The sequence below is a fragment of the Mesorhizobium sp. B2-4-17 genome (assembly GCF_006441275.1).
Classification (GTDB): domain Bacteria; phylum Pseudomonadota; class Alphaproteobacteria; order Rhizobiales; family Rhizobiaceae; genus Mesorhizobium.
Genome location: NZ_VFUX01000007.1, coordinates 95,587 through 109,209, shown reverse-complemented (window position 1 = coordinate 109,209; position 13,623 = coordinate 95,587). Strand labels below are relative to the sequence as shown.

The following is a 13,623-nucleotide window of genomic DNA, read 5'->3' as shown; positions in this document are numbered from 1 at the left end:
GGCCAGAGGGGGGTGCCTCGTGACACCCTCCGCGATCCTGGAATCGGCCCTCTACGTCGCCGATCTCACTGCCGCCGAAACCTTCTACACCGATATTCTCGGCCTTGACCTGCTCGGCAAGGTCGACGGCCGCCATCTCTTCTTCCGCTGCGGACCCGGCGTGCTGCTGATCTTCAACGCCGAGGCGACCAGAATCCCGCCCGCACCCGATGCCAAGCTGAAAGTGCCGCCGCACGGCACGATCGGCGAAGGTCATCTCTGCTTCGCGGCAACCACCGACGAGATCACCCGCTGGAGAGCGCATCTCGAGGCGAAAAACATCGCCATAGAAAGCGAATTCGAATGGCCGCAAGGTGGCCGTTCGATCTATATACGCGACCCCTCGGGCAATTCGATCGAGTTCGCCGAGCCAAGAATCTGGGGCCTTTGATGCATTCGCCGACCGTTCATACGCTTGATGGGAAGAAGATCGTCGTCGCCAGCCACAATGCCGGCAAGCTGCGCGAATTCGCCGACCTGATGGGGCCGTTCGGCTTCGAAGCGAAATCGGCCAAGGATTATGGCTTGCCGGAACCTGACGAAACCGGCACCACCTTCGAGGAGAACGCCTACATCAAGGCGCTGGCCGCCGCAAAGGCGACCGGCCTGCCAGCGCTGTCGGACGATTCCGGCCTGTGCGTCGACGCGCTCGACGGCGCGCCCGGCGTCTACACCGCCAACTGGGCCGAAACCCCTGAGGGAACGCGCGATTTCGCCATGGCCATGCAGCGCACGGAAGTGGCATTGCAGGAAGTCGGCGCGGCCGAGCCGTCGCGGCGAACGGGCCGCTTCGTCGCCGTCATTTGTCTGGCCTTTCCTGATGGCGAGGCGGAATATTATCGCGGCGAGGTGGAAGGCACGCTGGTCTGGCCGCCGCGCGGCGAGCTCGGCTTCGGCTATGATCCGGTGTTCCTGCCCGATGGCTTCGAAAAGACCTTTGGCGAGATGAGCGCCGAGGAAAAACACGGCTGGAAGCCCGGCCAGGCGACCGCTTTGTCACACCGCGCCCGCGCTTTCCAGAAATTCGCCCGCGCCAGGCTGGGCGCGCAATGATTGGGACCGGCATGAGCATGGCGCTCGACCGGACGCCCGGTTTCGGCGTTTATGTCCACTGGCCGTTCTGCGCGGCCAAATGCCCGTATTGCGACTTCAACAGCCATGTCCGCCACCAGCCGGTGGACCAGGAGCGCTTTGCCGACGCCTTCGAGGCGGAACTGGCAACGATGCGCCAGCGCACCGGCTCGCGCGAGGTGACCAGCATCTTCCTCGGCGGTGGCACGCCGTCGCTGATGAAACCCGAAACGGTGGCCAGGGTTCTGGACGCGGTGGCGAAGAACTGGACGGTGCCGGATGGCATCGAGGTGACGCTGGAAGCCAATCCGTCCTCGGTCGAGGCCGAGCGGTTCCGCGGCTATCGCGCGGCCGGCGTCAATCGCGTCTCGCTCGGCGTGCAGGCGCTGAACGACAAGGATTTGCGTTTCCTCGGCCGCCTGCACAATGTCGAGGAAGCGCTGCATGCGATCGGCCTGGCGCGCGAGATCTTTCCGCGCCTGTCCTTCGACCTGATCTATGCCCGGCCCGGTCAGACACCTGAGGCTTGGGCATCCGAGCTCGAACAGGCGATCGGCCATGCCGCCGACCATCTGTCGCTTTATCAATTGACCATCGAGGAAGGCACGCCGTTCCACGCGCTGCACGCGGCGAAGAAGTTCATCATTCCCGACAACGACCATGCCGCCGATCTCTACGCATTGACGCAGGAGATCACCACGGCGCATGGTTTGCCGGCCTACGAGATTTCCAACCACGCCCGGCCGGGCGCCGAAAGCCGGCACAATCTGACCTACTGGCGCTACGGCGAATATGTCGGCGTCGGCCCCGGCGCGCATGGCCGCTTCGTCGAGAATGGCCACCGGGTGGTGACCATCGCCGAAAGGATGCCGGAGACCTGGGCCAATCTGGTCGAGGCCAAGGGCCATGGCGTCACCGGCGGCGAGATCCTGACGCGCTCGGAAGAGGCCGACGAATTCCTGCTGATGGGGCTGAGGCTCGCCGAGGGCATCGACCTGTCGCGCTACGAGGCGTTTTCCGGACGCGGCCTGTCGAGCGCGCGGCTGTCGGTGCTGCAGGGCGAAGGGCTGGTGGCGCCGATCGGCAATGCCCGCCTGCGCGCCACGCCGGCCGGCATGATCGTGCTGGATGCCGTGGTGGCGGATCTGGCGCGGTAGAGCATGATCCCCGAAAGTCACCGAACGCAAAAAGTGGATGAGAAACGCGGCCGAGCAACCACGCTTTCGTCATCCTCGGGCTTGACCCGAGGATCCATGCCGCGGCCTTTGTCGAGGGATGCGACGGACCAGATTTCTGCACCGTTGCAACGGCTTGATGTCATGGCATGGATCCTAGGGTCTGCGCCGCGTCGCTGCGCTCCTTGCTTCGCCCTAGGATGACGAAGTGAGGGCGGTCTTCGCGCTCACCGCGAAGGTGGCGAAGGTTATTCAAGCGTCGTGCTTGTGGCGGTGTTTGGCGCGATCTTTCTCGGCGTGCGATTCACCAGCGCGAACCGGCTTGGCGTCCGCCTTGTCGCGGCGGGCGCGGTGCTGGTCGCCGATCGGATGTGGGGGCACGCCTTCTCGGGCGCTTTTCGTTTCAAGACGGGTGATGAAAATATCGAAGCGATTGGGCATCGTTCGGTCAGTGCTCCGTCGTGCTGTCTGGTTTGTTGTTGGAAAGCCTGGCGTTTGTGGGCAAGGCCCTGGCGGCCCGCTTGCTCAGGCTGGCTTCGTCTTCGGCAGGCAGGCGCTTGTCCCTGGGCAGGGGGGCGCTGTTGCGACCGGCATAGTAGGGCGCGAAAGCGTCCTGTATCGTCAGGCTTTCCATCCTGTCCTCCCTAGGGAATCAGGGGCTAAATCCGCCAAATCCGGTTTCGTTCCCTACTGTGGCGAAGGAATGGCGGCTACCTTACATCGACGTGAGTTTTGCAAGCCCGCGCCAGCCATGCCAAATATGATTTTGGCAGGCCAAACAGGGCTGAACGGAGACGGCATCATTGATTGGCGAGACGGGCAAGCGCAGCTATGTGGTCGGGCAGACCGAGATCGCGGCCCGTCCGCTCGAGCCGGCGCTCTACCTGGTGGCGACGCCGATCGGCAACCTCGCCGACATCACGCTGCGCGCGCTGGAGACGCTGGCCGCCGCCGACATCGTCGCCTGCGAGGACACGCGGGTGTCGCGCGTGCTGCTCGACCGTTACGGCATTCGCCGGCGCACCACGGCCTATCACGAGCACAATGCCGGCGAGGCCGGGCCGAAGCTGATCGCGGCCCTTGAGAACGGCCGGAGCGTTGCGCTGATTTCCGACGCCGGCACGCCGCTCGTCTCCGATCCCGGCTATCGGCTGGTTGGCGAAGCGCTCGACCATGGCATCCGCGTCGTGCCGATCCCCGGCCCGTCGGCGCCGCTTGCAGCACTCACGGCATCCGGCCTGCCCTCGGACGCCTTCCTGTTCGCCGGATTCCTGCCGGTGAAATCGGGGCAGCGGCTGGCGCGGCTGGAAGCGCTGCGAGCCGTGCCGGCGACGTTGATCTTCTTCGAGTCGCCGCGCCGGCTGGCCGAGTCGCTCGGCGCCATGGCCGAAGCCCTCGGCGGCGAGCGTAAAGCCGCGATCGGCCGTGAATTGACCAAGACTTTCGAGGAAATGCGCATCGGCACGCTCAGGGTGTTGGCCGATCACTACGCGGCGGCCGACACGCCGAAAGGCGAGATCGTCGTCTGCGTCGGCGCCGCCGAGGCCAAGGCCGACGAGCCCGAGGACATCGACCGCCTGCTGCTCTCGCTCGCCGCCGAAATGCCAGCCTCAAAGGCCGCGGCGGAAGCCGCGAAGATGACCGGCGGGCAGAAACAGGTGCTCTACCGGCGGCTGCTGGAGCTTAGGGATGCCCGCGCTGATGGCTGAGCGCCCGAGCGCCAGCCGCCAGAAAGCCTATCGGCGCGGCCATCGCGGCGAATGGCTGGCCGCGATTGCCTTGATCATGAAGGGCTACAGGATCCTGGCGCGCCGCCACCGTACCCGCTTCGGCGAGATCGACCTGATCGCGCGGCGTGGCGACCTGGTGCTGTTCGTCGAGGTCAAGGCGCGCCGCACGCTGATGGAAGCCATGGAGGCGATCGGCCACGAATCCGAGCGCCGCATCGAGGCGGCGGCCGACATCTGGCTGTCGCGCCAGTCCGACTACGGCAGGCTGTCGATGCGCTTCGACATGGTCGCGGTGCTGCCTTGGCGCTGGCCGGTGCATGTCGAGAACGCGTTTTATGGGCGGAACTGAGGGGCCATTCCAGGTTCGTCATCCACGGGCGGAGCAGGAGCGGAGCGACGTCGCGGAGACCCGTGGATGACGAAGGCGGAGGGTGCGGATCGCTCCTCACCCCCAGATCATCAACGCCACCAGCCCGACAATGCCCACCAGCAGCCGCCACCAGCCGAACAGCGAATAGCCGTTGCGCGAGACGTAATCGAGCAGGAAGCGAACCACGAACAGCGCCGTGACGAAGGCGGCGACGAAGCCGATGGCGATGATCGGCAGATCGGCTGACGACAGCAAGTTGCGGTTCTTGAACAGGTCGAAGGCGAAGGCGCCGACCATGGTCGGGATGGCGAGAAAGAAAGAAAACTCCGCCGCCGCGCGCTTGTCGACGCCCAGGAGCAGCGCGCCGACGATGGTCGAACCCGAGCGCGACGTGCCGGGGATCAGCGACAGGCACTGGAACAGGCCGATCTGCAGGTAAAGCCGGGTAGGGAAGCGTTCGACATCGCGATAGACCGGTTTGAGGTTCATGCGATCGACGGCCAAAAGGATGACGCCGCCGATGATCAGCATGATGCAGATCAGTCTTGGCGATTCGAACAGCACCGTCTTGATGAAGTCATGCGCCAGCGCGCCGATGATCGCCGCCGGCAGAAAGGCGATGAGGATGCCGATGACGAAATGCCGCGTCAGCCGGTCATGCGGCAGGTCGAGCAGCATTTGCCACAGCCGCCGGAAATAGACGCTGAGGATAGCCAGGATGGCGCCGAGCTGGATCAGGATCTCGAAAGCCTTGCCGGTCGACTGGAAGCCGAGGAAATGCCCGGCGAGCAGGATATGGCCGGTCGAGGACACCGGAATGAATTCGGTCAGCCCCTCCAGCAGGCCGAGCAGCAGGGCTTCGACGACGGTCTGGCTTTCCATTTCCACCTCGGCATTAGGAAGACGGCGAGAGAACAGGGCTTGCTTGTCATGGCGCCGAAGTCCCCCTATAGGTCGCAGCACCGTGACGGCCCGAATTGTGGGCCGCCAAGACTTATCGGCGCAGTCGGCGATTCGCCAGTGCGCCCTATCATCGCGGAACCATGCTGACGCTTTTCCACCATCCCATGTTCGCAACCTGCCGCTTCGTCCGCCTCGCCTTCGGCGAGTATGGCGAGGAGCTGGCGCTGATCGAGGAAAAGCCGTGGACGCGGCGCAAGGAGTTTTTGGCGCTCAACCCGGCCGGCACCTTGCCGATCCTGCTGGCCGAGGGCGACGTGCCGATCGTCGGCGCGACGGTGATCTCGGAATATCTCGATGAGACGCGCGGCGTGCTCAAGCGCGACAAGCGGCTGTTCGCCGAGGACCCGATGCAGCGCGCCGAAATCCGCCGGCTGATCGACTGGTACTTGAACAAGGCCGAAAGCGAGATCACACGGCATCTGGTGCGCGAACGCGTGCTGAAGCCGATCATGCCGGAAACGGCGGGCGGCGGGTCGCCGGATTCGGGCGCGATCCGTGCGGCGCGCGCCAACATCCGCCAGCACATGAAATACACCAACTGGCTGGCCGGCACCCGCCATTGGCTGGCCGGTGGCCGGGTCACCTATGCCGATCTCGCGGCGGCCGCGACGCTTTCGGTGCTCGACTATCTCGGCGAGATCGACTGGCGCGAACACGCCGCGGCGCGCGAATGGTATACGCGGGTGAAGTCGCGGCCCTCCTTCCGGCCGCTGTTGACCGACCGTGTGCGCGGCCTGTCGCCGGTGTCGCATTATGCGGACCTCGATTTCTAGGAAAGAACCCCTGCGCGCGCTGATCGACCGCGAGGCGCATCGCGCCGGCTTCGATGCCGTCGCGGTCACCACCCCAAATGCCATCCCGCTGGCACCGGCGCGGCTGGCCGAATTCGTCACGAACGGTTTTCACGGCTCGATGGGCTGGATCGCCGAGACTTTGCAACGGCGCAGCGAGCCTTCGACGCTTTGGCCCGAAGTGCGCTCGATCGTCGTGCTGGCGATGAATTACGGCCCGGATCGTGATCCGCGCGACGTGCTGGCCAAGCGCGATCGGGGCGCGATCTCCGTCTATGCCAGGAACCGCGACTATCACGAGGTGATGAAGGGACGGCTGAAGGAGATCGCCGGCAAGATCGTGGCGCGCGCCGGCGGCGACGTGAAGGTCTTCGTCGACACTGCGCCGGTCATGGAAAAGCCGCTGGCGGAGGCCGCCGGGCTCGGCTGGCAAGGCAAGCACACCAATCTGGTCAGCCGCCAACACGGCTCCTGGCTGTTCCTTGGCACCATCTTCACCACGGCCGAACTCGCACCGGACCGGGTCGAGATCGACCACTGCGGCTCCTGCCGCGCCTGCCTCGACGCCTGCCCGACCAACGCCTTCCCCGCGCCCTACCGGCTCGATGCGCGGCGCTGCATCTCCTACCTCACCATCGAGAACAAGGGGCCGATCCCGCATGAATTTCGGGAGAAAATCGGCAACCGCATCTATGGCTGCGACGACTGCCTCGCCGCTTGCCCGTGGAACAAGTTCGCCCGCGCGGCTTCGGAGGCCAAGCTCGCAGCCCGCGACGATCTGCGCGAGCCGCCGCTCGCCGAACTGCTCGAACTGGACGACGCCGCCTTCCGCGCCTTCTTCTTGGGCTCGCCGATAAAGCGCATCGGCCGCGACCGTTTTGTCCGCAACGTGCTGATCGCCGCCGGCAATTCCGGCGATGCCGCGCTTGCCGGCGCCGTGCGCGCGCTGCTCGGCGATGCCTCGCCCCTGGTGCGGGGCGCGGCAATTTGGGCGCTGGCGCGGCTTGTGTCCGAGGCCGAATATTCCGAGCGGGCCGCGACCGGCCTGAAGACGGAAAGCGATGGCGCCGTGCGCGACGAATGGCGTCTGGCGCGGCCGGACAGGACGCAGGCATGAGTGAACAGCGGATATTCATCTTCGGCGCCGGCTATTCGGGCAAGGCTTTTGCCCGCGCCGGCCCGCAAGGGTTGCTCGCTGCGAATACCCCTACCCTTAAACCGTCCCCACACGGGGGAGGGGGATTTCTGTCGGTGCCGACCTCAGACTCGCCTGACCTTATGGAAAATGTCGCGCGGCAGCATTCCCTCCCCCTTGTGGGGAGGGTTAGGGTGGGGGTCCCACTTCGTAAGAATCTTGTTTCCGATGACCCAAGCGCCGACACCGGGACAGCCACGATTTTCGGCACGACGCGCTCGGCCAACAAATTCGAAGCGCTGCGCCAGGCCGGCATCGCCCCGCTGCTGTTCGATGGCGCGCTGACGCATGAAATCGGCGAAGCGCTGGAGAAAACCACGCATCTGGTGATCTCGATCGCGCCGGAAGCTGACGGCGATCCCGTATTGAAAGCCGCCCGCGTGGCAATCGCCCGAATGCCGGCGCTGCAATGGATCGGCTATCTTTCCACGGTCGGCGTTTATGGCGATCATGGCGGCGCCTGGGTCGACGAAACGGCCGCGTGCCGCCCGGTCTCGAAACGCTCGGTCATGCGGGTGGCCGCCGAGCAGGACTGGTTGAAACTCGGCGGGGATATCGGCCGGCCGGTGGCAATCCTGCGGCTGTCCGGCATTTACGGCCCGGGCCGCAATGCGCTGGTCAATCTGGAAAACGGCACCGCCAGGCGGCTGGTCAAGCCGAACCAGGTGTTCAACCGCATCCATTGCGACGACATATCAGGCGCGTTGTGGCAGCTCATCAAGGGCAATAAAGGCGGCATCTTCAACGTCACCGACGACCTGCCGGCGCCGCCGCAGGATGTCGTCGCTTATGCGGCTTCGCTGATGGGCGTCGAGGCGCCGCCCGAAATTCCCTTCGAGACCGCCCAGCTTTCGCCCATGGCGCGGTCCTTCTATGGCGAGAACAAGCGCGTCACCAATGCGGCGATCAAGGCCGCCGGCTACAGCTTTCGTTTTCCCGACTACCGCGCCGCCTTCGACCATATGTGGGCAAGCGGCGACTGGCGCGACGGCGAGCCGCGCAGCCCGATGAAGGGCTAGGGCAATTCCAGGAAAAGTGTGAAACGGCTTTCCGTCCGGAATTGCGCCAAGAGGTAGAGCGATCGAAACCCCGGGCGCGGCGTGCTATGATTCGGGCTTGGATTGTGGTGGGATCCGGTTCATGAAGACAGCGACGCGGTCGTCCCTGGGCAAAAAATCACTGCTGGCGGCTGCGCTTGGCCTGCTTCTGCTCACAGGCCTTACAACCAAACCGGGCTCCGCCGAGGAGCGCGCGAAAGACCTGTTCGGCGCCGCGAAACTGCCCACAGTGACCGCCCCGCAATCCTTCGGCTTCTATTCCAAGGGCTGCTTTGCCGGCGGCGTCGCGCTGCCCATGGACGGCATGAACTGGGAGGTGATGCGGCCCTCGCGCAACCGCCGCTGGGGCCACCCGGCGATGATCGCGCTGATCCAGAAATTGTCGCGCGACGCGGCGTCCGACGGCTGGCCGGGCCTGTTGATCGGCGACATTTCGCAGCCGCGCGGCGGCCCGATGCTGAGCGGTCATGCCTCGCACCAGATCGGCCTTGACGCCGACATCTGGTTGACGCCGATGCCGGACCGCAAGCTCACCCCCAGCGAACGCGAAAACATCAGCGCCACCCTGATGGTCGATGAAAAGACCCATCTGGTGAACGACGCGCTGTGGAAGCCGATGCATACGCGACTTTTGAAGCGCGCCGCGAGCTACCCGGAAGTCGAGCGCATCCTGGTCAATCCGGGCATCAAGAAAAAGCTCTGCGACACCGTCACCGGCGACCGCTCCTGGCTGCGCAAGATCAGGCCGTTCTGGGGCCATGACTACCACTTCCACATCCGCATCGGCTGCCAACCGGGCTCGCCCGCTTGCAAGGGGCAGGAAGCGACCCCGACCGATGACGGCTGCGGCAAGCCATTGGCCTGGTGGTTCACGCAGGAGCCATGGCGGCCCAACAAGAATCCGGATGCGCCCAAAGCCCGCGACCTGATGACGATGGCGAACCTGCCCAAGCAATGCCAGTTCGTGCTCGACGCGCCTGGGCCGGAATCGGCCGAGGCGGCGACCTACCGTGGCGACGCCGTCGCGGTCGCTGCGCCCGAACCGGAAGCGCCTTCACCGCCCGCCACCACGGCCAGCGGCACGGCCGGCTTGCCAGGCGCGGTGAACGCTTTCACGACGCCCGAGGTCGGCGTGCCGGTGCCGCGCCCACGCCCGCCCGCGAACTGATCGTCGCGTCGCTCAATCGGTTTAGGGTGCCATTTTCCGCGAAAGAGTGGCTGTTTGGCCGCAGAAACTGTCTCAGCGCATTGCCGGGTTCGAAAACCGTTTCCCTTTTCAAACTCATGCGCTAGTCAACGGAAGAACGGCGATACGCCGTCAGGGGCGCCGGAGACGGACGAGAGCATGCCAAGCGTAAGCGATATTGACACGTCGTTGCGGTTTCCGATCCTGATCGGCGACATTGGCGGCACCAATGCGCGCTTCTCGATTGTGCTCGACGCCAATTCCGAGGCCGGCGAGCCGACGATCGTGCAGACCGCCAATTACAACACCATCGACGAGGCGATCCAGGCGGCGGTGCTGGACCGCTCATCCATTCGTCCGAATTCGGCGGTTCTGGCGGTGGCCGGCCCGGTCGACGGCGACGAGATCGAGCTCACCAACTGCCCGTGGATCGTCAAGCCGAGGCAGATGTTTTCGAGCCTCGGCCTGAGCGACATCGTCGTGCTCAACGATTTCGAGGCGCAGGCGCTGGCCGTCGTGGCGCTGGGCGAAGAGCATATGGAAAAGATCGGCGGCGGCACGCCGGAGCCCAATGCCGGCCGCGTCGTGCTTGGCCCGGGAACCGGGCTCGGCGTTGCCGGCCTGGTCTACGCGCTGCACCATTGGATCCCGGTGCCCGGCGAGGGCGGCCACATGGACATCGGCCCGCGCTCACCCCGCGATTTCGAGGTCTTTCCGCATATCGAGAAGCTCGAGGGCCGCATTTCGGGCGAGCAGATCCTGAGTGGGCGTGGCCTCGTCAATGCCTACCGGGCGGTGGCAAGGGCGGACGGCAAACCGGCTCCCTTCACCACGCCGGCGGAGATCACGGCGGCGGCGCTGGCCAAGACCGATCCGGTCGCCGAGGAAGCGCTGTCGATGTTCGTCACCTGCCTCGGCCGCACGGCCGGCGATCTCGCAATGGTGTTCATGAGTCGCGGCGGCGTCTTCCTCACCGGCGGCATCGCGCAGAAAATCGTGCCGGCGCTGAAGGCTGGCAATTTCCGCGCCGCCTTCGAGGACAAGGCGCCGCACAGCGAATTGATGCGCTCCATGCCTGTCTATGTCATCACCCACCCGCTGGCGGCTCTTCTCGGCCTTGCCGCCTATGCCAGGACCCCGTCGCTGTTCGGCGTCCAGACGGAGGGCCGGCGCTGGCAGGCCTAGTGGCATCGCCTCGAGGACGCGCTGCCCGCGACGAAGTTAATCAGCCGCGGGCATAGGCAAGCCGGCCGCATGGCGCTAAGAGGAGTGCCGAATTGCAGCCCGGCCCCAGGCGGAAACCACGAAGCTCCCGATTTGACTTTTCAAGCTCCAAACAAGCAGAAGGCCACGCCCGGTCAGGTCACAGCGGTGCTCCGCCGCATTCTCGCGGAAAACAGCCGTGATTACCGCTGGACCTATGCCATGGTCATCGCGTGCTCGCTGATCGTTTCGGGTACGACTGCCTTCACCGCCTGGATCATGGCCCCGATGGTCAACCAGATCTTCTACGAACGGCGTGGCGACGCGATCGTATGGATCTGCGCCGGCTTCATGGCGGCTTTCCTGCTGCGCGGCTTCGCCGGCTATGGCCAGGCGGTCGCGCTGGCCAAGATCGGTAACAATCTGGTGGCGCGCTACCAGAAGCGCATCTTCGAGCATCTGATGAAGCTCGGTGTCGGCTTCTTCAACGACACGCGTTCAGGCCGGCTGGCGGCACAGGTCAATGAAAACGTCGGCGGCATCCGCGACCTGTTGTCGTTGACGCTGACATCCATCAGCCGTGACGCGGTCACGCTGGTCGGCCTTGTCGGCGTCATGGTCTATCAGGATCCGGTCCTGTCGCTCAGTTCGCTGCTGATCGGACCGCCGCTGATCTGGGCCGTTGTCTATCTCACCCGTCGCGTGCGGCGCATCACCCGGGAATCCGTGCTGATCAATTCCCGGCTGATCGGGGCCGTGCAGGAAGCCACCCAAGGCATCGCCATCGTCAAGGCTTTCACCATGGAGGACGCGCTTGCGCGCCACATCGGCGCCATGGCCGACACGGCCGAGCAGCGCAACAACAAGATCGCCCGCGTGTCTGAACGGCTGGCGCCGATTTCCGACATGCTGGCCGGCCTCGCCGTAACCTCCGTCATCGCCTATTCCGGTTATCGGGCACTCGTCCTTGGTCAGCCGCCGGGCGCGGTCTTCTCGTTCATCACCGCGCTGATCCTGGCCTATGACCCGGCGCGACGCCTGGCGCGCATGCAGGTCGGCATGGAGCGCGCGCTGGTCAATGCGCGCATGATCTACGAGCTGCTCGACCTCGAGCCGCAGCAGGGCGACGCGCCCGATGCAACCGAGGCGCATTTCACCACGGGCGAAGTGCGGTTCAACAACGTGTCCTTCCGCTATGTCGAGGACATGCCGGTACTTCAGGACCTGAGCTTCGTCGCCGCCGCCGGCAAGATGACCGCCATCGTCGGCGCTTCCGGGGCCGGCAAGACGACACTGGTGGCGTTGCTGCAGCGCTTCTACGATGTCGAGTCCGGCACGATCGAGATCGACGGCCAGGACATTTCCAAGGTCACCAAGCAGTCGCTGCGCGGCTCCATCGCCTATGTGTCGCAGGCGCCCTATCTGTTCGAAGGCACCATCCGCGACAACATCCGCTACGGCCGCCCCTCCGCAACTGATGCCGAGATCGAAGAGGCGGCGAAGCAGGCAGCGGCCGACGGTTTCATCCGCCAGCAGCCGCAAGGCTATGACACGCCGGTCGGCGAGAACGGCGCGACGCTCTCGGGCGGCCAGCGCCAGCGCGTGTCGATCGCCCGCGCCATCGTGCGGCAGGCGCCGATCCTGTTGCTCGACGAGGCGACCTCGGCGCTCGACAACGAGGCCGAAGCCCGTGTCCAGCAGGCGCTGACCAAGGTCATGGAAGGGCGCACCACCATCGTCATCGCGCACCGGCTGTCGACGGTGGTCAATGCCGACCACATCATCGTGCTCGAACAGGGCCACTTGGTCGAAGAGGGCACGCACGCCTCGCTGATGGCCGATCCGCACAGCGTCTATGCCCGTTTCCACCGGATACAGGGCGTCAAGGGCCTGGGGCTTGTCGACGACAGCGCGCCGATCCAGACTTCGGTTCACGACATCGAAACCCAAAGAATCGCCGGGAGCACGGCATGAGCGAGACGTCAGCAAACGACAATCCGGCAATCGATATGGGCCTTGTGGTGGTGGGTGCTGCCGGCCGCATGGGCCAGACGCTGATCCGCGCCATCCACAGCATTCCGGGCGCCCGGGTCATCGGTGCGGTCGAGCGTGCGGATTCGCCTCATCTGGGCAAGGATGCCGGCGAACTCGCCGGCGTCGGTCGCATCGACGTGGCGATCGGCAATGATCCGCTGCCGGTCTTCGCCAAGGCCGATGGCGTGCTCGATTTCACCATGCCGGCCTCGACCGTCGAATTCGCCGGCTACGCGGCGCAGGCACGCATCGTCCATGTCATAGGCACGACCGGCTGCTCGGCCGACGACGACGCGAAGATCGCCGCGGCGGCGCGCCACGCGACGATCGTCAAGTCGGGCAATATGAGCCTCGGCGTCAATCTCCTGGCGGTGCTGGTCGAACAGGCGGCACGCGCGCTCGACGCCGACGATTTCGACATCGAGATCCTCGAAATGCACCACAGGCACAAGGTCGACGCGCCCTCGGGCACCGCGCTGCTGCTGGGTGAGGCCGCCGCCGCCGGGCGCGGTGTGGCGCTGGCCGGCAATGACGTGCGTTCACGCGACGGCCACACAGGCGTGCGCAAGACCGGCTCGATCGGCTTCGCCACGCTGCGCGGCGGCTCGGTGGTCGGCGACCACAGCGTGATCCTGGCCGGCACCGGCGAGCGTATCACCCTCGCCCACCATGCCGAGGACCGAGCCATCTTCGCCCGGGGCGCCATCAAGGCGGCGTTGTGGGCGCGTGGCAAGAAGCCCGGACTGTATTCGATGCGGGACGTGCTTGGGCTCGCCTGAGACCGTCCAACCCCAAAACCAAAGGGAGC

General features: G+C 65.5%; 14 protein-coding genes and 1 pseudogene. 13 read left to right on the top strand and 2 right to left on the bottom strand.

Annotated elements, in window-relative coordinates:
• Positions 1 to 19 precede the first annotated feature (19 nt).
• From FJ548_RS07810 to FJ548_RS30335, 4 genes and pseudogenes are all read left to right on the top strand, one after another.
• Positions 20 to 430 (top strand): VOC family protein, encoded by a 411-nt coding sequence (locus tag FJ548_RS07810; protein WP_140777568.1) that lies wholly within the window; start codon positions 20 to 22, stop codon positions 428 to 430.
• Complete coding sequence (rdgB, locus tag FJ548_RS07805; protein WP_140610622.1) at positions 430 to 1,092, top strand: RdgB/HAM1 family non-canonical purine NTP pyrophosphatase; 663 nt, start codon at positions 430 to 432, stop codon at positions 1,090 to 1,092. Before FJ548_RS07810 ends, rdgB begins: the two co-directional genes overlap by 1 nt.
• 11 nt (positions 1,093 to 1,103) lie before the next feature.
• Positions 1,104 to 2,267, top strand: a complete 1,164-nt coding sequence (gene hemW, locus FJ548_RS07800; protein WP_140777605.1) for a radical SAM family heme chaperone HemW — start codon at positions 1,104 to 1,106, stop codon at positions 2,265 to 2,267.
• Positions 2,268 to 2,540: 273 nt separating this feature from the next.
• Positions 2,541 to 2,654 (top strand): annotated as a pseudogene (locus tag FJ548_RS30335) (transporter); the annotation flags it as partial.
• Positions 2,655 to 2,733: 79 nt separating this feature from the next.
• Here FJ548_RS30335 and FJ548_RS07790 read toward each other — a convergent pair.
• Positions 2,734 to 2,919, bottom strand: coding sequence for a hypothetical protein (locus tag FJ548_RS07790; protein WP_140691876.1), 186 nt, complete (start codon positions 2,917 to 2,919; stop codon positions 2,734 to 2,736).
• Positions 2,920 to 3,088: 169 nt separating this feature from the next.
• Here FJ548_RS07790 and rsmI point away from each other — a divergent pair, with 169 nt between their 5' ends.
• Positions 3,089 to 3,994 (top strand): 16S rRNA (cytidine(1402)-2'-O)-methyltransferase, encoded by a 906-nt coding sequence (gene rsmI, locus FJ548_RS07785; RefSeq protein WP_140777567.1) that lies wholly within the window; start codon positions 3,089 to 3,091, stop codon positions 3,992 to 3,994.
• The gene (locus FJ548_RS07780; protein ID WP_140777604.1) at positions 3,987 to 4,364 is read left to right on the top strand and encodes a YraN family protein; all 378 of its coding nucleotides are present in this window, start codon (positions 3,987 to 3,989) and stop codon (positions 4,362 to 4,364) included. The genes rsmI and FJ548_RS07780 overlap by 8 nt, the downstream gene beginning before the upstream one ends.
• Positions 4,365 to 4,460: 96 nt before the next feature.
• Here FJ548_RS07780 and FJ548_RS07775 read toward each other — a convergent pair whose 3' ends face one another.
• Complete coding sequence (locus FJ548_RS07775) at positions 4,461 to 5,267, bottom strand: undecaprenyl-diphosphate phosphatase (RefSeq protein WP_140610627.1); 807 nt, start codon at positions 5,265 to 5,267, stop codon at positions 4,461 to 4,463.
• Between the two features lie 161 nt (positions 5,268 to 5,428).
• Here FJ548_RS07775 and FJ548_RS07770 point away from each other — a divergent pair, with 161 nt between their 5' ends.
• The 7 genes from FJ548_RS07770 to dapB all read left to right on the top strand — a co-directional run bounded on the left by FJ548_RS07770 (position 5,429) and on the right by dapB (position 13,594).
• Positions 5,429 to 6,121, top strand: a complete 693-nt coding sequence (locus FJ548_RS07770; protein WP_140610628.1) for a glutathione S-transferase family protein — start codon at positions 5,429 to 5,431, stop codon at positions 6,119 to 6,121.
• Positions 6,102 to 7,256 (top strand): tRNA epoxyqueuosine(34) reductase QueG, encoded by a 1,155-nt coding sequence (queG, locus tag FJ548_RS07765; protein ID WP_140777566.1) that lies wholly within the window; start codon positions 6,102 to 6,104, stop codon positions 7,254 to 7,256. Before FJ548_RS07770 ends, queG begins: the two co-directional genes overlap by 20 nt.
• Before the next feature lie 212 nt (positions 7,257 to 7,468).
• Positions 7,469 to 8,353, top strand: coding sequence for an SDR family oxidoreductase (locus tag FJ548_RS07760; RefSeq protein WP_246678583.1), 885 nt, complete (start codon positions 7,469 to 7,471; stop codon positions 8,351 to 8,353).
• A gap of 121 nt (positions 8,354 to 8,474) precedes the next feature.
• Positions 8,475 to 9,560 (top strand): penicillin-insensitive murein endopeptidase, encoded by a 1,086-nt coding sequence (gene mepA / locus FJ548_RS07755; protein WP_140777565.1) that lies wholly within the window; start codon positions 8,475 to 8,477, stop codon positions 9,558 to 9,560.
• A gap of 177 nt (positions 9,561 to 9,737) precedes the next feature.
• The gene (locus tag FJ548_RS07750) at positions 9,738 to 10,763 is read left to right on the top strand and encodes a glucokinase (RefSeq protein WP_140765761.1); all 1,026 of its coding nucleotides are present in this window, start codon (positions 9,738 to 9,740) and stop codon (positions 10,761 to 10,763) included.
• Between the two features lie 132 nt (positions 10,764 to 10,895).
• Entirely contained in the window at positions 10,896 to 12,755 is a 1,860-nt protein-coding gene (locus tag FJ548_RS07745; protein ID WP_140777564.1) for an ABC transporter ATP-binding protein, read from the top strand.
• Positions 12,752 to 13,594, top strand: coding sequence for a 4-hydroxy-tetrahydrodipicolinate reductase (gene dapB, locus FJ548_RS07740; protein WP_140777563.1), 843 nt, complete (start codon positions 12,752 to 12,754; stop codon positions 13,592 to 13,594). Before FJ548_RS07745 ends, dapB begins: the two co-directional genes overlap by 4 nt.
• Positions 13,595 to 13,623: the final 29 nt, after the last annotated feature.

Coding starts and splice junctions, on each gene's coding strand:
- rdgB (WP_140610622.1), top strand. CDS start 430: ATGCATTCGCCGACCGTTCATACGCTTGATGGGAAGAAGATCGTCGTC.
- hemW (WP_140777605.1), top strand. CDS start 1,104: ATGAGCATGGCGCTCGACCGGACGCCCGGTTTCGGCGTTTATGTCCAC.
- FJ548_RS07790 (WP_140691876.1), bottom strand. CDS start 2,919: ATGGAAAGCCTGACGATACAGGACGCTTTCGCGCCCTACTATGCCGGT.
- FJ548_RS07780 (WP_140777604.1), top strand. CDS start 3,987: ATGGCTGAGCGCCCGAGCGCCAGCCGCCAGAAAGCCTATCGGCGCGGC.
- FJ548_RS07775 (WP_140610627.1), bottom strand. CDS start 5,267: ATGGAAAGCCAGACCGTCGTCGAAGCCCTGCTGCTCGGCCTGCTGGAG.
- FJ548_RS07770 (WP_140610628.1), top strand. CDS start 5,429: ATGCTGACGCTTTTCCACCATCCCATGTTCGCAACCTGCCGCTTCGTC.
- queG (WP_140777566.1), top strand. CDS start 6,102: ATGCGGACCTCGATTTCTAGGAAAGAACCCCTGCGCGCGCTGATCGAC.
- mepA (WP_140777565.1), top strand. CDS start 8,475: ATGAAGACAGCGACGCGGTCGTCCCTGGGCAAAAAATCACTGCTGGCG.
- FJ548_RS07750 (WP_140765761.1), top strand. CDS start 9,738: ATGCCAAGCGTAAGCGATATTGACACGTCGTTGCGGTTTCCGATCCTG.
- dapB (WP_140777563.1), top strand. CDS start 12,752: ATGAGCGAGACGTCAGCAAACGACAATCCGGCAATCGATATGGGCCTT.